The 26,482-nt window shown below is 71.3% G+C and carries 7 protein-coding genes; 4 read left to right on the top strand and 3 right to left on the bottom strand.

The features are described from left to right. Genes asnB through SSOG_RS09285 form a run of 4 tightly spaced genes read left to right on the top strand, consistent with a single transcriptional unit; the run spans window position 1 to window position 23,217 of the window. On the top strand, window positions 1-1,944 hold the full coding sequence (gene asnB / locus SSOG_RS09300) for an asparagine synthase (glutamine-hydrolyzing) (RefSeq protein ID WP_245606258.1): 1,944 nt from the start codon (window positions 1-3) through the stop codon (window positions 1,942-1,944). Beyond that, a complete protein-coding gene (locus tag SSOG_RS09295) occupies window positions 1,941-21,098 on the top strand; it encodes an SDR family NAD(P)-dependent oxidoreductase (protein WP_106516373.1) in 19,158 nt (6,385 codons plus the stop codon). The genes asnB and SSOG_RS09295 overlap by 4 nt, the downstream gene beginning before the upstream one ends. Then, window positions 21,098-21,739, top strand: coding sequence for a non-oxidative hydroxyarylic acid decarboxylases subunit B (locus SSOG_RS09290; RefSeq protein WP_009713960.1), 642 nt, complete (start codon window positions 21,098-21,100; stop codon window positions 21,737-21,739). Before SSOG_RS09295 ends, SSOG_RS09290 begins: the two co-directional genes overlap by 1 nt. Then, window positions 21,736-23,217 carry a UbiD family decarboxylase gene (locus tag SSOG_RS09285; protein ID WP_009713959.1) on the top strand — a complete coding sequence of 494 codons (1,482 nt, stop codon included), beginning with the start codon at window positions 21,736-21,738 and terminating at the stop codon, window positions 23,215-23,217. Before SSOG_RS09290 ends, SSOG_RS09285 begins: the two co-directional genes overlap by 4 nt. 7 nt (window positions 23,218-23,224) lie before the next feature. On the opposite strand, the gene SSOG_RS52285 is transcribed toward SSOG_RS09285, so the two are convergent. The 3 genes from SSOG_RS52285 to SSOG_RS09270 all read right to left on the bottom strand — a co-directional run bounded on the left by SSOG_RS52285 (window position 23,225) and on the right by SSOG_RS09270 (window position 26,476). After that, window positions 23,225-23,560, bottom strand: a complete 336-nt coding sequence (locus SSOG_RS52285; protein WP_154685912.1) for a hypothetical protein — start codon at window positions 23,558-23,560, stop codon at window positions 23,225-23,227. A gap of 223 nt (window positions 23,561-23,783) precedes the next feature. Then, window positions 23,784-25,958: a DUF6571 family protein gene (locus SSOG_RS09275; protein ID WP_009713957.1), complete on the bottom strand. Its 2,175-nt coding sequence runs from the start codon at window positions 25,956-25,958 to the stop codon at window positions 23,784-23,786. Window positions 25,959-26,014: 56 nt separating this feature from the next. Then, a complete protein-coding gene (locus SSOG_RS09270; RefSeq protein ID WP_009713956.1) occupies window positions 26,015-26,476 on the bottom strand; it encodes a hypothetical protein in 462 nt (153 codons plus the stop codon). Between the last annotated feature and the right edge of the window lie 6 nt (window positions 26,477-26,482).

The raw sequence follows: 26,482 nt of genomic DNA, 5'->3' as shown, positions 1-26,482 counted from the left end.
GTGCCCCAGGTCATCACCTCGATGCTGTCACTCATTCACCACCGCGGCCCGGACGAGGCGGGGTACTACCTCGACGACGGCATCGCGATGGGGGCCGTCCGACTGTCGATCATCGATATCGCCGGGGGCTCACAGCCGATGGCGGACCGCACCGGGCGGTACTGGATCTGTTTCAACGGCGAGCTGTACAACCACATCGAGCTGCGCGACGAATTACGCGGGCTCGGCCGGACGTTCCGTACCCAATCCGACACCGAAGTCGTGCTCCAGGCGTGGATCCAGTGGGGGCCCGCCTGCCTCACCCGCTTCAACGGCGCCTTCGGCCTGGCGGTCCGGGACGCGGCCACCGGTGAACTCTTCCTCGCCCGCGACCGGTACGGCAAACGCCCGCTCTTCTACGCCGACCGCCCCGACGCGTTCCTCTTCGCCTCCGAGATGAAGGCGTTCCGCGCGTTCCCCGGCTTCCGCTTCGAGCTGGATCCCCGGGAGCTGGCGTCGATCTTCGCCGTCTGGACGCCGCTGCCCGACCGCACCCCGTTCCGCGACATCCGCCAGGTTCCGGTGGGCGGCCTCCTCACCGTGCGCGGGGAGCGGCGCTTGCTGAGCACGTACGAACAGCTGCGCGTCGACGCGCCGCCGTTCACCGGAACCGAGGAGGACGCGGCCGCCTTCGTCCGCGAGGAGCTGCGCAAGAGCGTCGAGCTGCGGCTGCGCAGCGATGTCGAGGTCGGCGTCTACCTGAGCGGCGGACTCGACTCGTCCATCGTCACCAAGCTCGCCACCGACCTCTCCCGCAGCCAGGTGCGCACCTTCTCGGTGGAATTCGAGGACAAGACCTTCGACGAGTCCGGCAGCCAGCGCAGCGTCGCCGCGCATCTCGGCACGCTCCACTCCTCGCTCGCCATATCGAGCGCCGACATCGCCGAGAACTTCCCCGAGGCGGTCTATCACGCCGAAGTCCCCGCCTTCCGCACCGCGTTCGTTCCGATGTATCTGCTGTCGCGCCATGTGCGGGACAGCGGAATCAAGGTGATCCTGAGCGGTGAGGGGGCCGACGAGGCGTTCCTCGGCTATTCGCTGTTCCGCGAGACCCTGCTGCGTGCGTCGTGGAACGACCTGTCGGACGAGGAGAAGGCGGCCAAACTCGCCAGCCTCTACCCCGAACTCGGCCATTTCGGACCCGGTCACCGTAAGCATCTGACCGGACTCTTCAGCCAGTTCTCCACCGAGCGGCTGCCGGGGCTCTTCTCGCATGAACTCCGCTACCAGAACGGCCGGTTCGCGGTACGGCTGCTGAAAGACCGCGACGAGCCGTTCGGGGACCTCCTCGACCTCGTCGGGGCCACCCCCGGTTACGCCGCGCTGTCGCCGACCCAGAAGGCGCAGTGGCTCGAATACAAGACCCTCCTCGCGGGCTATCTGCTGTCCACCCAGGGCGAGCGGATGAGCCTCGCGCACAGCGTGGAGAACCGCTGCCCGTTCCTCGACCCGGCCGTGGTGCGGGCGGCGGCGTCCGTGAACCTCGGTTACGACGACGGATTCCAGGAGAAGGCCATCCTCAAGAAGGCGTTCCGCGGCGAATTGCCCCAATCCAGCCTCACCCGGCCCAAACAGCCGTATCGCGCACCGGGTGCCGCCGCGTTCAAGGACCGGCGCCCCGACTACATGGAACTGCTGCTCTCGGACACCGAACTCGCCCATCTCGACTGCGTCGACCCGGCCTTCGCGCGCAAGCTCGTCAACAAGGTCATGTCGACTCCCGATCCCGAGATCAGCACCAAAGAGGATCAGACGTTCGTCTATCTGCTCTCCACCGCTGTCCTCCATCACCAGTACGTGCGAAACCAGGAGGACCGTATGAGCGCGGCGCCCGAGTCGCGCATGGAGATACGGACCGCTGTCGACCACCGTCTGTCCCGGCTGTCCGTCGGAGGAACGCGATGAATCCCGCCGCCATGCCGCCTGCTTCTGCTGATGACATCGCCGTGATCGGGCTCGCGCTGCGGCTTCCCGGAGCGAACACCCTCCACGAGCTGTTCGGACACCTGACCGCGGGCCGCTCGCTCATCTCCGAAGTGCCGCCCGAGCGGTGGTCGAAGGAGCGCTGGTTCGGCGATCCGCGGCGCGGCGCCGAAAAGACCAGCAGCGTCTGGGGCGGCTTCATCGACAACGCCGACTGCTTCGACGCCGCGTTCTTCCGCATCTCCCCGCGCGAGGCGGAGAGCATGGACCCCCAGCAGCGTTTCGCGCTCGAACTCGCCTGGAAGGCCATCGAGGACGCCGGATACCGGGCGAGCGAGTTCGCCGGGACCCCGACCGGCGTCTTCATGGGTGTGTGCCACGCGGACTACGCGGAGCTGATGGAGCGCGACCGGGCGAAAACCGATGCCTATTTCCCCACCGGCACCGCCTATTCCATCATCGCCAACCGGGTCTCCTACTTCTTCGACTTCCAGGGCCCGAGCATCACCAACGACACCGCCTGCTCCAGCTCGCTGGTGTCCGTGTACGAGGCGGTGTCCGCCCTCCAGCGCGGCGAATGCGGGCTCGCCCTCGCCGGGGGCGTCAACCTGTGCTGGTCGCCCAAGCACTTCATCGCCTTCAGCCAGGCCGGGATGCTCTCCCGCACTGGCCGCAGCCGCGCCTTCGACCAGGACGCGGACGGCTATGTGCGCGGCGAGGGCGGCGCCGTCCTGCTGCTGAAACCGCTCGCCCGGGCCATCGAGGACCGGGACCCCGTCCACGCCGTCATCAAGGGCATCGCCACCAACCACGGCGGCCGGACCAGCTCCCTCACGGTCACCAACCCCGTCGCGCAGGCCCAGCTGATCGAGGGGCTGTACACCCGCGCCGGAATCCGCCCGGAGACCGTCACCTACATCGAGGCCCACGGGCCGGGCACACCCGTCGGCGACCCGATCGAGGTCATCGCGCTCAAGCGGGCGTTCCAGAACCTCCACGCGGCGCAGGGCACCGAGGCGCGCCCGGCGACCTGCGGGATCGGCTCGGTCAAGACCAACATCGGCCACCTGGAAGGTGCCGCGGGCGTCGCCGGAATGGCCAAGGTGATCGCCTCCCTGGCGGGCCGGTATCTGCCCGCGACCGCCGGTTTCGAGGCGCAGAACAAGCTCATCAAGCTGGACGGCAGCCCCTTCTTCATCGTGCGCGACACCCAGCCGTGGGGCGACCCCGAGCGGCAGGACGGGCCGCTGCGGGCGGGCGTCAGCTCGTTCGGCTTCGGCGGTACGAACGCCCATGTGGTCCTGGAGGAGTACGTACGCGTACGGGACGAGGACGAGCGCGTCGACGACGTGGCGGGCCCGGAGGTCGTGCCGCTCTCCGCCCGGACGCCCGAGCAACTGCGCGATGCCGCCCGGGAGCTACGGGACCATCTGCGCACCCCGCACACCGGCGACGGTGCGGCGCGGCGGCTCGCCGACATCGCGTACACGCTTCAGGTCGGCCGCGAGCCGATGCCCGCGCGTGTCGCGTTCGTCGTCGCGAACCTGTCCGAACTCGGCGCGTCGCTCGCCGCGTTCGCGGACGGCGCGCTCGCCGCGTCGGCGGTGCACGGGGATACCCACGACACGCCGGGGCTGCTGCGCGCGGCGACCCGCTGGGTCGAGGGCGAGACGGAGACGGTCGACGTGGCCGCGGTGCACGACGGGTACGGGGAGCGGCGGCGGGTACGGCTTCCCACGTACCCCTTCGCGCGGGAGCGCCACTGGTTCCGGGGGCGCGAGGCGTCGGGGGAGGGCGGTGCCGGTGCGCTCCCGCCCCCCTCTGCGCTCGCCCAGCGGGACACTTCCGATGCGCACGAGCAGCGCTACAGCTCGACGTTCAGCGGTGACGAGCCCTTCCTCGCCGGGCACCAGGTGCGGGGCGCCCGGGTGCTGCCCGCCGCGGCCCATCTGGAGCTGGCCCGGGCGGCGGTGCACGATGCGGCGAGCGCCGGGGCGCCCGGTCTTCGGCTGCGCGATGTCACCTTCCTGCGCCCCGTGGTGGCGGAGGGCGCCTCGCTCGACGTCCATGTGGGCCTCGTCCCCGGGGACGGGCGCGGCTTCGGCTACCAGGTCTACACGGGTGCGTCGGCGCACGACCCCACGTGCGTGATCCACAGCCGTGGCACCGCCGAGGTGGGCGGGCTCGACACGCCGGAGCCGGTCGATCTGGCGGCGCGGCGTGCGGTGTGTTCGGCGCGGCGCGCTCCTGACGACGTCTACGCCGCGTTCCATGACCAGGGCCTGGAGTACGGCGCCGCGATGCGCGGACTGGCCGAGATCTTCGTCGGCACGGACGAACTCGTCGCCCGCATCGCCCGACCGGGCCCGGGAGCGGGCGGCATCCTGCCGCCGAGCGTCCTGGACGCGGCGCTTCAGGGCTCGGTGCTGGTGCTGCACGAGGCGGGTGGCGGTGACGTACGGTCGCACGGCCCAGCGCTCCCGTTCGCCCTGGAGGCCCTGGAGGTGCATGGCCCTGTCCCGGAGGACACCTGGGCCTGGATCCGCCGCCGTGCGGGGGCCGGTTCCCTGGACACGTTCGACATCGACCTGTGCGATGCGGAGGGCGCCGTCGCCGTACGGCTGCGCGGCCTGGTCCAGCGCCGGGCCCCGCTCGCAACCAGCGGCGCGCAGGCGCCAGGCACCACGGCGCGCCGCGCCGGGACGGGCAAGGGCACGCCCGGTGACGATGCACCGGGCGCCTACGCGCCCGACGAACGCAGCGCCGTGGGCCGTGTCGTCACGGCCACCTGCCGCTGGGTGGACGCACCGCTCGGCGCGGCGGCGGGACCGAGCGAAGGCGGCCCGGCCGGGCAGGGCCCGAGCGGGGACGGCCCGACCGGAGGCGACCTCACCGACCAGGGCTCGACCGGCGGCGCTCCGAGCGGGCAGGGGCCGAGCCTGGGCGGCCCGGCCGGGCAGGGTCCGACGGTGAGGGGCCCGGCTGGGCAGGGCCCGGCGGGAGTCGGCCTGACCGTGTGGGGCTCGACCGAGCGCGGCACGAGCGGGGGCAGCGCGACTGGGCAGGGGCCGGTCGGGGACGGCCCCGCCGGGCAGCGGCCCGGCGGTGGCCCGAGCGGGCAGGGCGTGACCGCCGCGCAGTGGCCGACTGGGCACGGCCCGGCCGCGCAGACCCCGGCGCGGGGCGGACCGACCGAGCATGCCCCGACCGTGCACGGTTTCATCGCTGGGAGCGGCCCGGCCACAGACGTGGCGGACGGCTCGCTCACGCGGCTGCCCGACATCACCCGTGACCGTGTCGCCGACGGCATCGACGCCACTCTGGGCGTCGTCTTCGGCCGGGTTCAGGAACTGCTGCGGTCGCGCCCCCAGAACGCGCACCGTGTCATCGTCCTCGTCGACGGCCGCGTACCCCGCCACTTCCACGCCCCGCTCGCCGGTCTCCTCCAGACCGCCGCCACAGAGAACCCCCTCGTCTCCGGGCGTGTCGTGCGTATCGCCGGGCTCGACACCGCCACGCCCGAGCGTGTCGCCGCCATCGTGGCCGCCGAGGCGGCCGAGCCCGCGGGGGCCGGCGAGGTCCGGTACGTCCACGACGGCACCCGCCAGGAGTGGCGGCCCGTGGACGTCGACCTGGGCGAGGGACCGCGGGTCCCGCCGCTGAAGGACGGCGGGGTCTACTGGCTGACGGGCGGGCTCGGCGGTCTTGGACGGCACTTCGCCCGGTACTTCGCGCGCTCCGGCCGGGTCACCGTCGTCCTGAGCGGGCGGTCGGCGGCCGGGGCCGCGAGCGACGCGGCGCTGCGCGAGCTGCGGGCGGCGGGCGTGGACGCGCACTACCGGGCCGTCGACGTCGGCCGCCGGGAGGACGTGGAGCAGGCCGTCCGCGCCATCACCCGCGACCACGGCTCGCTCGACGGGATCGTGCACGCCGCGGGCGTGTTGCGCGACGGCTACCTCCTCACCAAGGACGCGGCCGAGCTGCCCGCCGTACTGGAGCCGAAGGTGCGCGGCGCGGTGCACCTCGATGCCGCCACGCGCGACCTCGCGCTCGACTTCTTCGCCGTCTTCTCGTCCGTCGCCGGGGTGTACGGCAATCCCGGGCAAGCCGACTACGCGGCGGCGAACACCTTCCTGGACGCCTTCGCCCACCATCGGCAGGCGCTGGTGGACGTGGGGGAGCGGACCGGGCGGACCGTCGCCGTCAGCTGGCCGCTGTGGGCGGACGGCGGGATGACGGTCGACGCCGTGACCCGCGAGTCGATGCGCAGACAGCGCGGCTGGGAACCACTGCCGACGGAGGACGGACTGCGCGTGTTCGGCCGGGTGCTGGGCGACGCGCCCGGGCATGTCGTCGTGGCGTACGGCTCGGACGCCACGCTCGCGCCCGCGCGCCGCGAAGAGCACCGACCTCCCGTACCCACAACGGCTGTCGCACCGGCGGGCGGCGACCTCACAGGGCCGACCGAGGAGCTGCTGACGCGGATCCTCGGCGAGGTGCTGCACCACGATCCCGACGCGATGGACACCACGGTCAACCTGGTCGAGTACGGCATCGACTCGCTCGCCATCCTGGAGACCACCGCGCGCCTCGAGGAACTCTTCGGCCCGCTACCGAAGACGATCTTCTTCGAGTACGTCACCATCGAAGGCGTCGCGGGCTACTTCCTCGCCTCGCACCGCGCGACGCTGGAAACAATCCTGGGCGGCGAGGCCCCGGCAGAAGCCGGAACAGTGGCGGAGCCAGAAGCCGAAACCGCGGCACCCGCACCGCTGACCGTCACCGAACGCCCCACCGCGCCGTCGCGCGACGACTACCACGACATCGCCGTCATCGGCATCTCCGGCACCTACCCCGGCGCCGACACCATGGACGAGCTGTGGTCGCTGCTCGAAGAGGGACGGCACGGCTTCGAAGAGGTCCCGCGCGACCGCTGGGACCACGACGCGATCTACAGCCGCGACCGCGCCGTCCTCGGCAAGAGCTCCATCCGCACGGGTACGTTCCTGCGCGGCATCGACGCCTTCGACCCCCGCTACTTCCGCATCTCCAAGCGCGACGCCGAGCACATGTCGCCGGAGGTCCGGCTGTTCCTCCAGACGGGTGTCGAGGCGCTGGAGGACGCGGGGTATTCGCGCGAGACCATCCAGCGGCAGTACGGCGGCGACGTCGGTGTGCTCGTCGGCGCGATGAGCAACCACTACGGCCTCTACGGCTTCCAGAACAGCCTGACCCGGGGCTCCGCGGCGAGCGGCAGCTACACCGGCACGCTCCCCAACATGCTCTCGTACTTCTACGGGCTCACCGGGCCGTCGATCTTCCTGGACACCATGTGCTCGGGGTCCTCGGCCTGTATCCACCAGGCCGTGCAGATGCTGCGCGCCCGGGAGTGCCCGATGGTCGTGGCCGGGGGAGTGAACCTCCTCCTCCACCCGTACAATCTCATCTCCTCCTCGCAGGAGCACTTCACCACCGCGACCTCCGATGTGATCCGCAGCTTCGGGCTCGGCGCGGACGGCACGATCCTGGGCGAGGGTGTGGGGGCCGTCGTCCTCAAGCCGCTGGTCGAGGCCGAGCGCGACGGCGACCAGGTGTACGCGGTCATCAAGGGCACCGCGCTCACCAACGCGGGCGTACGCAACGGCTTCACCGTGCCCAGCCCGCACGCGCAGGCGCGGGCGATCGAGAAGGCGATCGACGACGCGGGCGTGGACCCGCGCACGATCAGCTATGTCGAGGGGCATGGCTCGGGTACGTCGCTCGGCGACCCGATCGAGGTCAAGGCGCTCACCGACGCGTTCCGCAAGCACACCGAGGACACCCAGTTCTGTGCCCTCGGCTCGGTCAAGTCGAACCTGGGGCATCTGCTGCACGCGGCCGGAATGATCGGCTTCGCGAAGGTGATCCTCCAGATGCGGAAGGGCACGCTGGCGCCCTCGCTGCACAGCGACGAACTCAACCCGGACATCGACTTCGGCGGGACGCCCTTCCGCGTTCAGCGCGCACTCGCCCCATGGGACCCGGTGACGGTCAGGGCGGCCGACGGGCGTGTCGTCACCCATCCCCGGCGCGCCGGAATCACCTCGATCGGCGCGGGCGGGATGAACTCGCACATGATTCTGGAGGAGTACGCGGGACGGTCCGGCGACGCGCACGATGTCCGCGACGGACGCGATGAGCTGTTCGTCTTCTCGGCGATGACGGATGCCGCGCTGGACACCTCCCTCGCCCGTTTCCGCGCCTATCTGAGCGAGGCGGACGAGTCCGATCTGCCGTCGATCGCGTTCACGCTGCGCGTGGGCAAGAACGAACTTCCGCGGCGGTGGGCCTTCTTCGCGTCCGACACGCGCGGCGCCATCGAGGCCATCGACCGCTACCTTGCGGGCGACCGTGACCTCACCACCGCGCTGAGCAGCGACGATCCACGCGCGGTGGCCGCGCGCGACCTCGGTACGGTCTGGGCGGGCGGCAAGAGCGTCGACTGGGCGCGGCTCGGCGATCCGCGACGGCTACGGCGTGTCTCGCTCCCCGCCTACCCCTTCGACCGCGTGTCGTGCTGGGTGACCCCGGAGCCCGGCGCGCCGAGCGTGCTCGCGCCCCTCGCCCTCCGCGACAAGCTCCACCCGTTCCTGGGGCGCAACGCATCCGATGTCGACGGGCTGCGCTACATCCTCGACGTCCACCTCGACGACCTGCTCGACTACGGATACCAGCGGGGCAGGGAACGAAACATCGTCCCGGCGTACGCCCTGGACGTGGCGCTCGCCACCGCGCGGATCTCCGGACTCGCCGCCGATCCGGCCACCGCGCGGGTACGCGACCTCCGTGTCCTCGACCCCGTCGAGTGGACCGCCACGGAGCGCCTGATCACCACGCTGGACACGACACACCGCGAGGCGGCCCGGGGCGCGGTGTTCGCCGAGGACGCGTCGGGGACGCGTACGCGGGTCGTGGAGTTCGAGGTCGGCGCGGACGGCACGCCCGGCCCGGCGATGCCCCGCGCCTCCCTCCGCTTCGACGCCGTACGCACCCTCGACCAGCCGCAGACGCTGGCCGAACTCGCCGACGGCGGGCTCGACTACGAGCCCATGCTGTGCGGGGTCGACAGCGCGGCCTGGCTGCGGGACGGACGGCTGGTGCTCACGCTCACCGCCCCCGAGGTCCAGCGGGATCACACCAAGCCCAACGTCACCCTCGCCCCGCATGTCCTCGCGGCCCTCGACCAGGGCGCGCACCTCGCGGCGAAGAGCGCCGGGTTGCCGCACTGGGAGCGGCAGACCTGGCGGCACACCGCCGACGTCCGCCTCCACACCGGCGCCCCGGACGTGGCGTACGCCGTGCTCGACCTGGCCGCCGAAGGCGGCGCCCTGGCCGGGACCATCACGCTGCTGGGGCCCGGCGGCGAGGTCGCGGTGGAGCTGACGGGCGTGCGCTACGGGGACCACGACACACCCGGGCAGGACGCGCCGCCCCAGGGCGTGCCCCGGGACGCGACACCCCGGCACGACACACCGCGTGACGGCGGAATCGTCTCCTTCGTCGTGGACGAACTGCGCGACATCGCCTCGGGCATCCTCAAGTTCGACGCGGACGAGCTGGACGTCCACACGGGCTTCGACGCCTTCGGCTTCGACTCGATCACGCTGGTCACCTTCTCGAAGCGCATCCACGAGCGGTTCGGCATCGACGTGAGCCCGGCGGTCTTCTTCGACGTCCGCACCTTCGACGCGCTGGGCCGCCACCTCGCCGAGGAGTACGAGCAACCGGTCCGCGCGGCGCACGCGGCGACACGAACACCACAGGCACCGAGCCTCGAGGTGGCGCGCGCCGCCGCGCCCGTGGCGAGCCCCGCCCCCGACCGGCGCCAGGACGACGCGCCGATGCCCATCGCCGTCATCGGCGCGGCGGGACGCTTCCCCGGCGCGCCCGACCTCGACACCTACTGGGCGAATCTCCTCCAGGGCAAGGACTCGGTCGCGGAGTTCCCGGTCCACCGCTACGACGCCACCTACGCACGCATCGTGGACGAGGCCGACTTCCCGCGCCACGCGGGCGTCCTCGACGACGTGGACGCGTTCGACGCGGGCTTCTTCCGGATCTATCCGCGCGAGGCCGAGCTGATGGACCCGCAGCACCGGCTGGCCCTCGAAACGGTGTGGGGCGCGCTGGAGGACAGCGCGTACACCCGCGCCGACCTCCCCACCAACACCGGGCTGTTCCTGGGCGTGTCGGGGACGGACTACGCCACGCTGCTCACCACGTACGGCGTGGAGCCGGACGCGTTCACCTCCACCGGCAACGCCCACTCGATGCTCGTCAACCGCGTGTCGTACGTGCTCGACATCCGAGGTCCGAGCCAGCCGGTCGACACCGCCTGCTCCAGCTCCCTCATCGCCATCCACCGCGCCCTCGACGCCCTGCGCTCCGGTGCGTGCGATGTGGCGATCGCGGGCGGGGTGAACCTGCTGCTCAGCGTCGACACGTTCGTGAGCGCGCAGCGCGCGGGCATGCTCAGCCCGGACGGCCGGTGCAAGACCTTCGCCCGGGACGCGGACGGCTACGTACGCGGCGAGGGCGTCGGCGCCGTCGTCCTCAAGCCCCTGGCGGACGCGGAGCGCGACGGGGACGCGATCCTCGCGGTGCTGCGCGGCAGCGCCGAGAACCACGGCGGCCGGGCCAACTCGCTCACCGCGCCCAACGCCGACGCCCAGACCGAGCTGGTCACGGCGGCGCTGGGCGACCTCGACCCGGACACCATCGGCTACGTCGAGACGCACGGCACGGGCACCGCGCTCGGCGATCCCGTCGAGGTACGGGCGCTGCAAGGCGCCTTCCGGCGGCTGGGCGCCGGGGACACGGCCAGCTGCGGTCTCGGCTCGGTGAAGTCCAACATCGGCCATCTGGAGGCCGCCGCGGGCATCGCCGGGCTGCTGAAGGTGATCCTGGCCCTGCGCCACGGGACGCTCCCGGCAACCCGCCACTGCGCGGAGATCAACCCGTTCATCCAACTGGACGACGGCCCCTTCCACATCGTGCGCGAGAACGAGCCGTGGCCGCGCCCGCGCGACGGCCGTGACGCGGTCACTCCGCGCCGCGCGGGCGTCAGCAGCTTCGGCTTCGGCGGCTCCAACTGCCATGTGGTGGTGGAGGAGTACGTGCCCAAGGCCATCGAACGCGGCCACGGCGTGCCGTCGGAGGGCGCGAGCGTCATCGTCCCGCTCTCGGCCCGTACGGACGAACAGCTCCGGCAGGTCGCGCGCCGACTCCTCGCGTACCTCAGCGACCCCGGCCGGTCGGACGCCGCGCTGCCCTCGATCGCCTGGACGCTGCAAACCGGGCGCGAGGCGATGGAGCGGCGCGCCGCCTGGGTGGTGGCCTCGCGGGAGGAACTCGCCGACAAGCTGCGGGCGTTCGTGGAGCGTGGCGAACGCGGCGGCGCTCCGGACGGTGACCTCGGGCGGTTGCTCACCCGCTGGACCGAGGGCGGCACCGTCGAGTGGCGCACGCTGTACGGGGCGGACACCCCGCTCCGGGCCCATCTGCCCACGTACCCATTCGCCCGCGAGCGCTACTGGATTCCCGGCACCGAAACCCCCGCGCAATCTGATAGCGACGCATCGGCACAGAGTCCCCTGCCCGTCATCGGGACGACCCTGCTCGTCCCCCGGTGGACCCCGCAGCCCGCACCGCCGGCGTCGGGCGAACACACCTACGCCCGCCACCTGGTGATCCTGTGCGGGGCGACCGCCATCGCGCGCGCCGCCGTCGAACGACGTGTCCCGGGTGTCCGCTGCCACACCGTCACCACGGCCAAGCAGCGCCTCGACAGCCGCTTCAGGGACGTCTCACGGCAGGTCTTCGAGGCCGTCCGCGACCTGGCCGCCGAGCCTGCCGAAGGGAGCGGCGCCACCCTCGTACAGGTCGTGGTCCCGACGGACGGCGACGACGCGACCCAACTGGCCCTCGCGGGCCTGCTGCGCACGGCGGCGCTCGAAGGCCCCCGGTTCACGGGCCAGGTGATCGGCCTGGACGGCGCTGCCATGGACGGTGCTGCCATGGACGACGACACCGTGGCCACCGTCGTCGCGGACAACGCACGCGCCACGGACGGCGATGTGATCCGCTACGACGACGGTATGCGTACCGTCCAGACCTGGGACGTCCCGGCCCCGAACGCGGCGGCGGGCATCCCGTGGCGCGCGGGTGGCAGGTACCTCATCACGGGTGGCGCGAGCGGCATCGGTGCCATCGTCGCCCGTCACATCGCCCACGGTGTGGAACGCCCGACCCTCGTCCTGGTCGGCAGGCGGGCCAAGGACGGCCGCGTCGCCACGCTCCTCGACGAGCTGCGCGCCGCCGGTGCCGTGGCCCGCTACGAACGCGCCGACATCTCGCGCTGGGAAGAGGTCCGCCACCTGGTCGCACACGTCCGCGAGGACGTCGGCGAGCTGCACGGCATCGTGCACTCCGCCGGTGTCATCCGTGACGCGACGCTGGCGAAGAAGACGGCGGAGGAGTGGGACGACGTCCTCGCGCCCAAGGCCGACGGCCTCGTCCACCTCGACCGGGCCACCGCGGGCGAACCGCTCGACTTCGTCCTCACCTTCTCCTCCGGATCCGCCCTCACCGGCAACCCCGGCCAGGCGGACTACGCCACCGCCAACGCCTTCCTGGACGCCTTCGCCACGCTCCGTACCGCGCGCGTCGCCGCCGGGGAGCGCTCCGGGCGCACCCTGTCGATCGCGTGGCCGCTGTGGAAGGACGGCGGGATGGCGGTGGACGAGGCGACGCTCGCGTACCTCTGGCACAGCCGTGGCCTCGTCCCCATGGAGTCGGCCGACGGGCTCGCCGCCCTCGTCCGCGCGTGGCGGCTCGCCGCGGAGCGGGTGTGGGTGCACCACGGCGACCCGGACGAGGCGCTGCACTCGGCAACGTACAGCGCACCGGGCACACCGGCCCGCACTCGTCACACCGCCCCCGCCCCATGGCCACGGCCGAGGCGCGCCGCCGCCGAGCGTGCCGGGCGCGAGGCGCTGCACCACCTCCTCGACCTCTTCGCACGCGTCACCAAGGTGCCGCGTGACGCCGTGGACGCCGATGAGCCGATCGGTGCGACGGGACTCGACTCGATCATGGTCGTGCAGCTCAACAAGGAGCTTGCCGCCGTGTACGGCGAGGTCTCGAAGACCCTCTTCTACGAACACCCGACGCTGCGCGCGGTCGCCGGACACCTCGCGACGGAGCATGCGTCACCGGCCCCCGAGGACCCCGCCCCCGAGGACCCCGCCCCCGAGGACCCCGCCCCTGTGGACACCGCCCCCGTGGAGACCGCCACCGTGACGCCCGACCCCGCACCGCGACCCGCCGCCCCAACCCCCTCACCGGGGACGCGCGAGCCCATCGCCATCATCGGCATGAGCGGCCGCTATCCGCAGGCCGAGAACATCACCGCCTTCTGGGAGAACCTGAAGGCGGGCCGCGACTGCGTCGGCGAGATCCCGGCCGACCGCTGGTCGCTGGACGGCTTCTACGAGCCGGACCGCGCGACGGCGGTCGCCACCGGCCGCAGCTACAGCAAGTGGGGCGGTTTCCTGGAGGACTTCGCGGCGTTCGACCCGCTCCTCTTCCAGATCGCGCCGCGCGACGCGTACGCCATGGACCCGCAGGAGCGCCTGTTCCTCCAGGCGTCATGGGAAGTGCTGGAGGACGCCGGGTACGCACGCGAGGAACTGGCGCGCCGCCACCGGCGCCGGGTCGGTGTGTTCGCGGGCGTCACCAAGACCGGCCACGCCCGCCACGGCACGCGGCGGCTGCCGTCGGGGGAGACGACGACCCCGGTGGTCTCCTTCGCCTCGCTCAGCGCCCGTACCTCGTACGTCCTCGATCTGCGCGGGCCCAGTCTGACGCTCGACACGATGTGCTCGGCGTCGCTCACCGCCATCCACGAGGCGTGCGAGCATCTGCACCAGGGCGCGTGCGAGCTGGCCATCGCCGGTGGCGTCAATCTCTATCTGCATCCGCAGGACTACATCGAACTGTCCGGCTCCACCATGCTGTCGTCCGACGCGCGGTGCCGGAGCTTCGGCAGCGGTGGCGACGGTTTCGTACCCGGTGAGGGCGTCGGCTGTGTCCTGCTGAAGCCGCTCTCGCGCGCCCTCGCCGACGGCGACCGTGTGCTCGCGGTGATCCGCGGCACCAGCATCAACCACGGTGGCCGTTCCAACGGATACACCGTGCCCAACCCCGGCGCCCAGGCCGAGCTGATCCGGGACGCGATGACCCGCGCCGGGGTTTCCGCCCGCGAGGTGGGCTACGTCGAGGCGCACGGCACCGGTACGGAGCTGGGCGACCCGATCGAGGTGAAGGGGCTGACGCTCGCCTTCGGACAGGACACGGCGGACACGCGGTACTGCGCACTCGGCTCGGTGAAGTCGGCGATCGGCCATCTGGAGGCCGCGGCGGGCATCGCCGGGCTGACGAAGGCCGTACTCCAGCTGCGCCACCGACAGCTCGTGCCGAGCCTCCACGCCGAGGAGCCGAACCCCAACATCGCCTTCGAGCGGACCCCGTTCTTCGTCCAGCGCGAGCTGACGGCGTGGGAGCCGGACGGGCCCCGCATCGCGTCCGTCTCGTCGTTCGGCGCGGGCGGATCCAACGCGCATGTGATTCTGGAGGAGTACGCCACCGAGCCTCTTACGGGCGCCGCCGACGACGCCGAGCAGATCGTCGTCCTCTCGGCCCGTACACCGGAGCAGCTGCACGCCTCGGCCGGGCGCCTCGCCACGTTCCTCGACACCCAGGACGTCCGGCTGGCCGATCTCGCCTTCACCCTCCAGGTCGGGCGCGAGGCCATGAAGGAACGGCTCGCGGTCGTCGCGGCGTCGGTGCCCCAACTGCGCGACGCGCTGCGTGCGTACGTGGACGGCGGCGGCGACAGCGGCGGCGGGGTGCCGGGCGTGTACCGGGCCACCGCGGGCCGTACGCAGGGCGCCCTCGCCGAGATCGCCGCCGACGACGACCTCCGGGAACTCCTCGTCCAGCGCTGGGCCCGGGCCGGGAAGGCGGCCAAGCTCGCGGCCCTGTGGGTCGAGGGCGTGGAGCCCGACTGGCATGCGCTGCACGCCCCGGCGGTGCCGCGGCGGATCGCGCTGCCCACGTATCCGTTCGCCAAGGACCGGTACTGGGTCGGGGACCTCGATCCGGTCGGGAACACCGGACGTGTGACCCCATCGACCGTACGAACCGCCGTGGCCGAGCAACCCACCGAACCGGCCGAGCCGCTCGAAGCGCAGGTGGCCCGCGTGGTGCGGGACAAGCTCGCCAAGGCGCTCGCGATGCGGGAGAGCGAGGTCGAGGGCGGCCACGCCTTCGCCGACTACGGACTCGACTCCATCCTCGGCGTCCGCCTCGTCCACGAACTCAACGAAACCCTCGCGCTCGACCTCCCGACGAGCGTCATCTACGACCACAGCACGGCGGACCGCCTCATCGCCCACATCCTGGGCGCCCACCGTCCCGTCGTCACCCGCACCGAGCCCCGTCCGGCACTGAGCAGCGCCGCACCCGCGACGCCACGGCCGCCGATCGCCATCGTCGGTATCAGCGGCCGGTTCGCCGGATCCGACTCCCCGGCCGACCTGTGGGAACACCTCGCGGCGGGCCACGACCTCGTCGGCGAGGCCACCCGCTGGGACCTCAAAAAGAGCGACAACGGCGTGGCGAAGCGCTGCACACGCGGCGGTTTCCTCGACCACATCGAGGAGTTCGATCCGCTGTTCTTCAACATCTCCGGCGTCGAGGCCGCCATCATGGATCCGCAGCAGCGGCTGCTGCTCGAGGAGTCCTGGAAGGCCCTGGAGGACGCGGGCTACGCGGGCCACCGGATGAGCGACGTCCGCTGCGGTGTCTACGTCGGCTGCTGGGACGGCGACTACCAGCAGCTGCTGGGCGAGGACGCGCCCGCCCAGGCGTTCTGGGGCAACACGGCCTCGTTCATCCCCAGCCGCATCTCCTACTTCCTCAACCTCAAGGGCCCCGCCATCGCGGTGGACACCTCCTGCTCCAGCTCCCTCGTCGCCATCGACCTGGCCTGCAAGGACCTGGCGTCGGGCGAGACCACGATGGCGCTCGCGGGCGGTGTGTACGTCCAGTCGACACCGCGGCTGTACGACCTGGCCGGGCGCGCCGGAATGCTCTCGCCGACCGGCCGTTGCCACACCTTCGACCACCGCGCCGACGGTTTCGTACCGGGCGAGGCGGTCGGCGCGCTGGTGCTCAAGCGGCTGGACGACGCCCTCGCCGACGGGGACCACGTCTACGGCGTGATCCGCGCCTCCGGCGTCAACCACGACGGCGCGACCAACGGCATCACCGCGCCCAGCTCCGCGTCCCAGGAGAGCCTGCTGCGCGAGGTGTACGACGCGTACGGCATCGACGTGGAGCACATCCAGCTGGTCGAGGCGCACGGCACGGGCACCAAACTGGGCGATCCGATCGAGTTCCAGGCGCTCACCCGGGCGTTCCGCGAGGACACCGACAAGTCCGGTTACTGCGCCCTGGGTTCGGTGAAGACGAACCTCGGCCACACCCAGCACGCGGCGGGTGTCGCGGGTGTCGTCAAGGTGCTGATGGCGCTGAAGCACCGCCAGATCCCGGCGTCGCTGCACTTCGAGACCGCCAACGAGGCGGTGGCGCTCGACGGCAGCCCGTTCTACGTGAGCACCCGCACCCACCGCTGGGAGACGGCCCCGGGCGTGCCGCGGCGCGCCGTGGTCAGCTCGTTCGGCGCGAGCGGCACCAACGCGCATCTCGTCATCGACGAAGGGCCCGCCCCCGCGCGCGTCCCGGCGCCGCGGCCCGTGTATCTCGTCGTCCTCTCGGCACATTCGCGCGACCAGCTCGCCCAGCAGCTGACCCGGCTGGCCGCCCACCTCCGCCGCGAACCGGAACTCGACTGCGGCGACATCGCGCATACGCTCATCGCCGGGCGCGAACACTTCGCGCACCGCTTCGCCTGCGTCGTCCGCGACCGCGAGGAGCTGGTCCGGGTCCTGGACGAAGGGCTCGGCGGGGCGCGCGCGTTCACCGGAGAGGCGGTGGCGGCGAGCGGTACGGGGGACGGCACGGACGGCACCCGGATCGGCGAGGAGGCCCTGCGGCGCTGCTCCGGCGGCACGGCTCACACCGACGCACCGCTCGCGTACCGCACGGATCTCGAACTGCTCGCCGAGCTGTTCGTCCAGGGCGTGGCGCTCGACTACGCCGCGGTGTTCCCGGAGACGGCGCGGCGCCGGGTGCCGCTGCCGACGTACCCGTTCGCCCGCGAGCGCCACTGGCCGACGACGGCTCAGTCGGCGGCGACAACCCCCGCCCCCGAAGTCCCCGCCGTACGACACCCCATGATCCCCCGGCCCGCACCCGACGCGGACGGCGGCCACCGCGCCACGGCCACGCTGACCGGTGACGAGTCCTATCTGCGCGACCACACGGTCCACGGCCGCCGGATCCTGCCCGGGGTGGCCCACCTCGAAATGGCGCGGGAGACCGCGGTCCACGCGCTCGGCGCGACCGCCACCACCCCGCTGCGGATGCGCAACGTCACCTGGGTGCAGGCGCTCGCCGTCGAGGGCGCGCCCGTGGACGTCGAGGTGCGGGTGAAGCCGGTCCAGGACGGCGGTGTCTCCTTCGAAGTCGCCTCCCGGACCACCGCCGAGTCGTCCGTTCACAGCGAGGGCCGCGTCGCGCGCTCGGACACCCCGCGCCCGGCGCCCCTCGACCTCGCGTCCCTGCGCGCGGACTGCCCGACCACGGTGTCCCCGGCCCGCGTCGCCGGTGCGCTGCGGACGATGGGCATCGTGCACGGGGCGTCGCTGCGCGCCATCGAGGAGGCGTACGTCGGCCCCGGCGTCGTGGTCGCCCGGCTCGCCCTCCCGGAGGCGACTGAGGGTTCGGACGGTCCGTACGTCCTGCACCCGGCCATGATGGACTCGGCCATCCAGGCGTCGATGGCGCTGCATCTGGCCGAGGGGGAGGGCCCTCGGGATACGGCGATCCCCTTCGCGCTCGACCGGCTCGAACTCTTCGCCCCGTGCACCTCGGACATGTGGGCCGTCGTCCGTGTCGCGGACAGCGCGCAGCCGGTCACGGCCCTCAGCAGGCTCGACATCGATCTCGTGGACGACAGCGGCGCGGTGTGCGTGGCCATGACCGGCTACACCTCGCGCCGGGTGGCCGAGCCGGTGCCGTCGCTGTACGCGCCCGTGTGGGAGCCGCTCGCGCCCGCAGCGTTCGGCGCGCCCGTACCGTCCGCCGCGGACCGCGTCCTGGTCGTCGGTGGCACCGCGGAACAGCAGGCGGCGATCACCGCGCAGTGCCCGTACACCACCGTGTGGAGCCTCGCACCGGACGCGTCGATCGACGAGGTCGCCGACGCGCTGCAAACCGCCGGGCCGCTCGGCCACCTGGTGTGGATCGCGCCCGACACCGGGCTGGCAGTCACCGACGCGGCGGGTCTCATCGCCGCCCAGCAGGATGGTGTCCTCGCGGCCTTCCGCATGGTCAAGGCGCTGTTGCGGACCCGGCACGACGCCCGGCCGCTGGGCCTGACCCTGGTCACCCGGCGCGCCGTCCCGGCCCATGCCACCGATGAGATCCGGCCCGTCCACGCCGGGCTGCACGGTCTCTTCGGATCACTCGGCCAGGAGTACCCGAACTGGACCGTCCGCCGGCTCGACCTGGACGGCGCCACCGCATGGCCCGCGGATCTCACCGCACTGCCCGCCCATTCGCACGGCGACACGTGGGTGCGCCGCGCGGGCCAGTGGCTCGTCCGCCGACTGGCCCCGTGCGACGCGGCGGCCACCGCCACCGGACAGCGCTACCGCGAGGGCGGCGTCTACGTCGTGATCGGCGGTGCGGGCGGTCTGGGCGCGGCCTGGACCGAGCACGTGGTCGAGCGGTACGGCGCGCGGGTCGTATGGCTCGGCCGCCGTGAGCGCGACGCGGAGATCGACGCCAGGCTGCGCGCCATCCGCGGCCGGGGCGAGGTGACCTACCTCGCCGCCGACGCCACGGACCCCGCGGCCCTGGCCCGCGCCCACGCCGAGATCATCGAGCGGTACGGACACATCAACGGGGTCATCCAGGCGGCCCTGGTGCTCCGCGACCAGGGCCTCGCCACCATGGACGAGGACACGTTCCGCGCGAGCCTGGCCGCCAAGGTCGACGCGAGCGCGGCCATGGCGGCGGTGTTCGCCGACGACGACCTCGACTTCGCCCTCTTCTTCTCCTCGATCCAGTCGTTCACGACCGCGGCAGGGCAGAGCAACTACGCCTCCGGCTGCACCTTCGCCGACGCCTACGCCCATGCCCTGTCCGGGCAGTGGCCGGGCCCGGTGAAGGTGATGAACTGGGGCTGGTGGGGCAGCATCGGCAGCGTCGCCTCCGACTTCCACCGCGAGCGCATGGCCCGCTGGGGGCTGCTGTCCATCGAACCGCCGGAGGGCATGGCCGCACTCGACACCCTGCTCGGCGGCCCGCAGCAGCAGCTCAGCTACGTCAAGCTCACCGAACCGGACGGGCTCGGGCCGATCGACCCGGCCACCCGCCTCACCGTCTACGAACGCGACCCGGCCACCCGCATCCCCGCCGACGCCCTGATGGCCCACTCCGGCCTCGCCGACAGCCAGGAGATCCTGCGGACGGTGGCCGACTGGCGCGCCGAGCGCGACGCCCTGCTCGGCCGCATGACCCGCGGCCACCTGACGGCCATGGGCGTCGTACGGGACGGCGAGACGTACGACGACACCACCGGACCCGGTGCCGACCTCACCGCGCTCCGCGCACGCGGCGGCATCCTCGACCGCTACACCACCTGGCTGGAGCACGCGCTGCGGACGATGCCGGACACGGCCCCGCCGCTCGACGCCCTGAACCAGGAGTGGAAGGAGCGCTGCGCCGAGTGGTCCGCCGACCCCGACAAGCGGGCCGAACTGCGGCTCGTCGACGCCACGTTGGCCGCCCTGCCCGACATCCTGACCGGCCGCACCCGGCCGACCGACATCATGTTCCCGCGCGGTTCCCTCGAACTCGTCGAGGGCTGCTACAAGAACAACCGCGTGGCGGACACCTTCAACCGCGCCATGGCGGACGCCGCCGTCGGCGTGGTGTCCGAGCGGCTGCGCCGCGACCCCGACGCGCGGCTGCGCATCCTGGAGATCGGCGCGGGCACCGGCGGCACGAGCGCGGGCCTGTTCGCGGCGCTGCGCCCGTATCAGGACCACATCGAGAGCTACACATACACCGACCTCTCGAAGGCGTTCCTGAACCACGCGCAGAGCGAGTACGGCCCCGACGTCCCGTACCTGGACACCGCGCGCCTCGACGCCGAACAGCCGCTCGCCGGGCAGGGCATCGAGGCCGGCGGCTACGACCTCGTCGTCGCCGCCAACGTCCTGCACGCCACCCGGGACACCCGCACCACCCTCCGCAACGCCAAGTCGGCGCTGCGGCACGGCGGTTGGCTGCTGCTCAACGAGCTGTGCTCGTTCGATGTGTTCAGCCACCTCACCTTCGGGCTGCTGGAGGGCTGGTGGCTGTTCGAGGACGCGTCGCTGCGCATCCCCGGCTCGCCCGCGCTGTCGCCCGAGAGCTGGCGGGACGTCCTCCACGGCGAGGGATTCCCGTCGGTGGTCCTCGTCCTGCCGCAGGCCCGGGCGCTCGGTCAGCAGATCATCGCGGCCGAGAGCGACGGCATCGCCCGCAGGCCGGTGCCCATGGCCGACGCCCGCCCCGCCCCCGTACCCAACGAGCCCGTGGCCGCCGCCGAACCCACGCCGGATGAGCATCCCTCCGACGAGGCCCGCGCCGCGACGATGGTGGCGTACCTGAAGGAGAAGGCCGCGGCCACGCTGAAGATCCCGGCGGAGAAGATCGATCCGTCGGTGTCGCTCATCCACTACGGCATGGACTCGATCCTCGTCCTCCAGCTCGCCAACGCGCTGCGCGAGGACTTCGACGACGTCTCGCCCACCCTCCTCTTCGACGCCGAATCGGTCGACGAGCTGTCCGCCCACTTCCTCGACACCTACCGCGACCGCGTCGACGCCCTCGTGCTCCGACGCCACCAGGAGGCGTGATGGCGCTGCCGATGGACGACCCCGCACCCGCCAGGATCGTGGTGGGCATCACCGGCGCCACCGGGGCCGTGCTGGGGGTGCGGCTGCTGGAGCGGCTGCGCGAGCACGGCGGGGTGGAAACCCATCTGGTGATCAGCCGCTGGGCGCGCTCCACCATCGAGTACGAGACCTCGATGAGCGTCCGCGAGGTGGCCGCGCTCGCCGACGTCACCCACACCCCGGAGGACCAGGGCGCGGCCATCTCCTCGGGCTCCTTCCGCACGGACGGCATGGTGATCGTCCCGTGCAGCATGAAGACCCTCGCGGCGATCCGCATGGGCTTCGCCGACGGACTGGTGGCGCGCGCCGCCGACGTCACCCTGAAGGAGCGCCGCAAGCTGGTGCTGGTGCCCAGGGAAACCCCGCTGAGCGACATCCACCTGGAGAACATGCTCGCGCTGTCCCGCATGGGCTCGGTGATCCTGCCGCCGATGCCCGCCTTCTACCAGCACCCGGAGACGGCCGACGACATCGTCGACCACACCGTGACCCGTGTGCTCGACCAGTTCGGCATCGACACGCCCAAGGCCGTCCGCTGGAACGGGATGCGCGACGCCCGGCAGCACGCCCGACCCCGACCCCGAGGTGAGGAACCGGTATGAATCACCTGTCCAGTCTGCGCGACTACCTGGACGCCCTGGCCAAGCTCGACGATCTGCGGGTCATCGACGACGAGGTGGACGCCGAGCTGGAGATCGGCGCGATCGCCCGCTACGCCACGGAGCACCGCGCCCCGGCCCATCTGCTCTCCCGCGTCCGGGGCTTCACGCCCGGCTTCCGGGTCCTCACGGCGCCCGCCGCGTACAGCAGCGTCCCCGACACCCCGTACGCCCGGGTCGCGCTCTCCCTCGGGCTCGACCCGGACACCCGACCGCTGCGACTGCTGGACGGGCTGGTCGCCGCCCAGTCGGCCGCGCCCATCCCGCCCGTCACGGTGGCGTCGGGACCCTGCCAGGAGAACGTCCTGCTCGGCGCCGACGCCGACCTGACCCGCTTCCCGTTCCCGCTGCTGCACCACGGCGACGGCGGACGGTACGTGAACACCATCGGTACCTTCGTCCTGCGCAGCCCCGACCGCCGCTGGACCAACTGGGGCCTCGCACGGGCCATGCTGCACGACTCCCACCGCATGGCCACCTTCACCGGCTCGCCGCAGCACATCGGCGTCATCGACGACATGTGGCGCGAACGCGGCGAACGCACCCCCTTCGCGCTGGTCCTCGGCGCCGAACCCGCCGTCCCGTTCGTGTCCACCATGTCGCTGCCGGAGGAGGTGGACGAGGCCGCCTACCTCGGCGCCTACTACGGCCGCCCGGTGGAGCTGGTCCGCTGCCGGACCGTCGACCTGGAGGTGCCCGCCACCGCCGAGATCGTCATCGAGGGGTACATCAACCACGACGAACTGATACCCGAAGGCCCGATGGGCGAGTTCGCGGGCTACATCCCCGACTGGCAGGTGGAGCTGCCCGCGTACACCGTCACCGCCATCACCCACCGCGACGACCCGATCATGCCGGTGGTGTGCGCGGGCAAGCCGGTCGACGAGGACCACACCCTCGTCGGGCTGACCCACTCCGCCCGCTGGACCCACTACCTGCGCGAGGCCGGTCTGCCGATCGCGGCGTCCTGGATGATCCCGGAGACCGCGGTCCACGTACTGGCCGTCACCGTCGACCGCGACTGGCGCGAGCGCACCGGCTTCACCTCATCCGAGCAGCTGTGCCGGGCCATCGGCGAGGCGTGCGACGCCTTTCCGCACGGCGGCTGGTGGGTCACCCGGATCATGGTCCTCGACCACGACATCGACCCCACCGACCTGCGCGACGTCCTCTGGGGCTTCGCCACCCGCTCCCACCCCACCACCGGCATCCACGTCCTCCCCGACACCGCCATCATGCACCTGATGGTGTGCTACACCGACGCGGAACGGGAAACCGGCCGCGGCCCGACCGTCCTCTTCGACTGCCTCCGCGAGGACGACCTGAACATCGCCTCCTTCGCCGAGAACTACCCCCAGGCGGTCCAAGAACGCACCCGCCAACTCCTCGCGGGTGCCCGGCCGCTGGGGGACGTCCTCTAGGCCGCTCTCAGCTACGGCAGCCCTGCGCCTTGGCCGCGGTGGGGAGGTAGGAGCGCAGAAATCGTTCCAGGGCCTTGCGGCGTTCGGAGACATCCTTGGGGGTCGAGGTGAACAGATCGACCTCCAGCGCGAGGGTGGTGTCCTTCCCCTTCGGCGGACAGGACAGGGTGACGAGCCCAGCCGAGTCCGCGATCCGGGCGTCGTCCCCGATGTCCACCCTCTTCGGGTTGCCGGACCGGATCAGCATGTCCCTCATGACCTTCAGGGGGTCGTCGCCCTCGGGGACGGCGTCCCGTTTGATGTACATCACCGACGAGCCGCCCTTACCTCCCTCGCCCGTCACGGAAACATCGCAGGTCGCACCTAGGTCTCGCGAATTGACACGCTGGTGTACTTCCTCGCCGGCCGGTAGCAGCGGGGCGAGTACATCAGGGTCGACCTTTGTGCCGCAGAGTTTCTTGGGTACCGCGTAGTCGCGGTCATCGCCGCCGCAGCCGACGGCACCCACCAGAAGCGCGCCGACGAGTAGACAGATGGAGCTGCGTTTCATGGGGAGGTTCCTCGGATCAGTGTGGGGGCTGCCGACCAGTGAGCCCGCGGGCGGTCGTGTTGCCGTTTACCGCCGCTGAGTTGATGTCCCCAGTGGCCGTGTAGTCGGTGATTCGTTCATGGGGGTTCTGGTCGTGCCAGATCTTTGCGAGCGCCTCGAGTTGGTGCTGCCGTCCCATGAACGTTTCGCCGTTCTGCTCAATGTTGCCTTTGGTGATGCGTGCCTCCTCATCCACGCGCCACTTGTACGACAGCAGATACGCCTCGCGGTCCAGAAGGCCGGCCATATGCCCCTCCGGGATGAAACTCGCCACCGTTCCGGCGCCGTGGTAAGCCCAGGTCTGCTTCCAGGCGACATCCTGTTTGTCCGCCGCGGCCTTGTCCGCCAGCGCCTGGTACCGCGCCTCTTCCAGGAAGCCCACGGTATGACCCGCGCGCTGCAGGGTCTCCCTCGGGTCCTCGGGCTTGTCGTGGTGGATGTCGCGGATCATCTCGCGATTGATGCCGTCGTTGAGGAGGCCGTACGCGTCCTGGTCGCGGGAGATCTGCTTGGTGACCTCCAGCAACTCTCTGCGGTCCAGCTCCCTCGGATCGTCGGGGTGGTCGGCCAAGGCGGAGGCGGTGTAGTGGAACGCATCTCCGTGGTTGACCAGGACCTTGGCCATGTCGTCGCGCATCTCCGGCGGGAAGTCGTCCTTCCGCTGGGACAGGTAGTGCAGCGACTTGTCCAGGACCTCCCGGTGCTCAGGCGTGTGCGGGGGCGCCTTCGCCGAGGGGTCGTTGGGGTCGACACCGGTTGCCGCGGCCGTCAGCGCGTCACCAGTCGCCTCGTACATCGCCCGCGGGCCCTTGAAGTCGTCCACGGAACCGTAGTCGCTGTCCACGTCGTGGTCGTCGAACTCCGGCCGGTCCTTGAGCACCCACTTGGCGTTGTCCTGGGGCTCGTCGGAGCTGAAGAAATCGGTGGAGGCGTCGGGATTGTTGGACAGAGCCTTCATCAACCCGGTCATCGGGTCCCGGCCCGTGTCGTTCTTGTCCCCGAAGTGCAACGGGTCGGGCTGTGCGTACGTGGCCAGCTCATCCCAGGGCAGTACATTGTGGCGCACCTTGCCGCCGGGGCCCGGGTCCCGGACGTCCCCCGTGTGCTTCTTCTCGTACGCGGTCAGGGAGTCGCCGTAATCGTTGAGGAACCCCTTCTCGTACGTGCCCTGCCGCATCAGGTTGCTCATGATCTGGTAGCCGTACACGCTGCCGCTGGTGTTGCCGTCACCGCGGAAGGTCTGGCCTCCCTGCGCGATCACTTGGTCCTTCCACTGGTGGATGCCCGCACCGTCCTGCTGCGATGCCAGACCCAGCGTGGTGCCGAAGCGCCCCTCCATCGTGCGGAGGAGCTTCATCCGCTCGTCCTGTTCGCCACTCCGGTAATGCTTGCCGTCGGGATCCCAGGCATCGAGATTGGTGACGCCCGACCAGAACTTGAGCGTCCCACCACCGCCCAGCGTTCCCGCCACCCGCTCGGCGAAGACCGGGTCTCCGCTGTGCGCCTTCATCAAGGTGTTGAGCCGGGTGAGCTGCTCGTTGCTGAGCTTGCTGGGATCGTGCTTGGCGAGGCGTACGAACGCGTTGGAGTCCTTGATGGTCTGCTCCGCGGCGTCGAAGCTCTTGAACCCCGAGGACCCGAAGTCGTACTTGTCCTTCGCGTGGAATCTGAGCGCGGCGGCCGCGGTCCGGTCGGTCTCCGCCGCCGCGTCCAGGACGGCCTTGATCTCGCCGACCACCGCGTCGATGTCCTTCTGCGTCGGCTTCGGATCGGCGTCGTCACGGGCCTGGACCGTTCCGGTGGCGGTCACATGGATGTCCTTCTTGCCCGCGCGTGTGACGACGTCCTGGAGATCGCGCTTGTGCGTGGTGAACTTCGAGTGCGCACCGCTGAGGACCGTGTGCACGCTGCGTGCCTCGGTGAGGATGTCCTGGAACTGTTCCGCCGTCTTGGTGGTGAACACCCTCATCACTCGGGCGTTGTCACCCTTCCAGTCGGCCGCTTTGGCCTTTTTGTCCAGGTCGTCGGCGCTGACGTGGCCGTCCCCGCCGTTGGCGAGTTTCTCCAGCTTGCTCACCATCTCCTTCCACTCGGTGACGGTTGACTTCAGCTTGCCCAGCCGCAGGTCGTGGAGTTCGTGGAATGTCACCATGATGCTGCTCCCCCGTTCTTTTTGCCGGACCGTATTTGCGCGCTACCCGCCGATTGTCACTTGATGTATTCGTAGATGCGCGAAACGGTCATGGCCTTGCCTTCCGCGTTCTTCATCCCCGTTATGATCTTGTCCTCGTCCTTGCGGTGCGCGGACCGTGTGTAGTCGAGGTGGTTGGAGATGTGCGCGCACGCTTCCTTGAGCGTCGTCAGCTTGGTATTCCACGCGTCGTGCAGTTCGGTGAGTGCCGAACCGGTGTCCATGCCGTCGTTGAAGAGCTCGATGGACGCGTCGAACGTGGTCTGCCGGGCATGGTCCCCGTACGTGGACAGCCGCTCACGCAGATCCCGGCCCATGTCCCCGAGTTTGCCCAGCTGATCGTCGTGGACGACGAGATCGCCGTCGGCGTCGGCGCCCCGATGGCCGCCGGGGCCTTTCGCCTGATTGAGTTGCATCTGTGTGGGTTGTTTTTCGGACGCTTCGGTCTTTTGCTGTTCCCACTCCTGCTCGAAGGACATGCCCTA

The sequence above is a fragment of the Streptomyces himastatinicus ATCC 53653 genome (assembly GCF_000158915.1).
Classification (GTDB): domain Bacteria; phylum Actinomycetota; class Actinomycetes; order Streptomycetales; family Streptomycetaceae; genus Streptomyces; species Streptomyces himastatinicus.
Note: the sequence above shows the minus strand (reverse complement) of the source record. Positions and strands in the feature narration are given on the sequence as shown.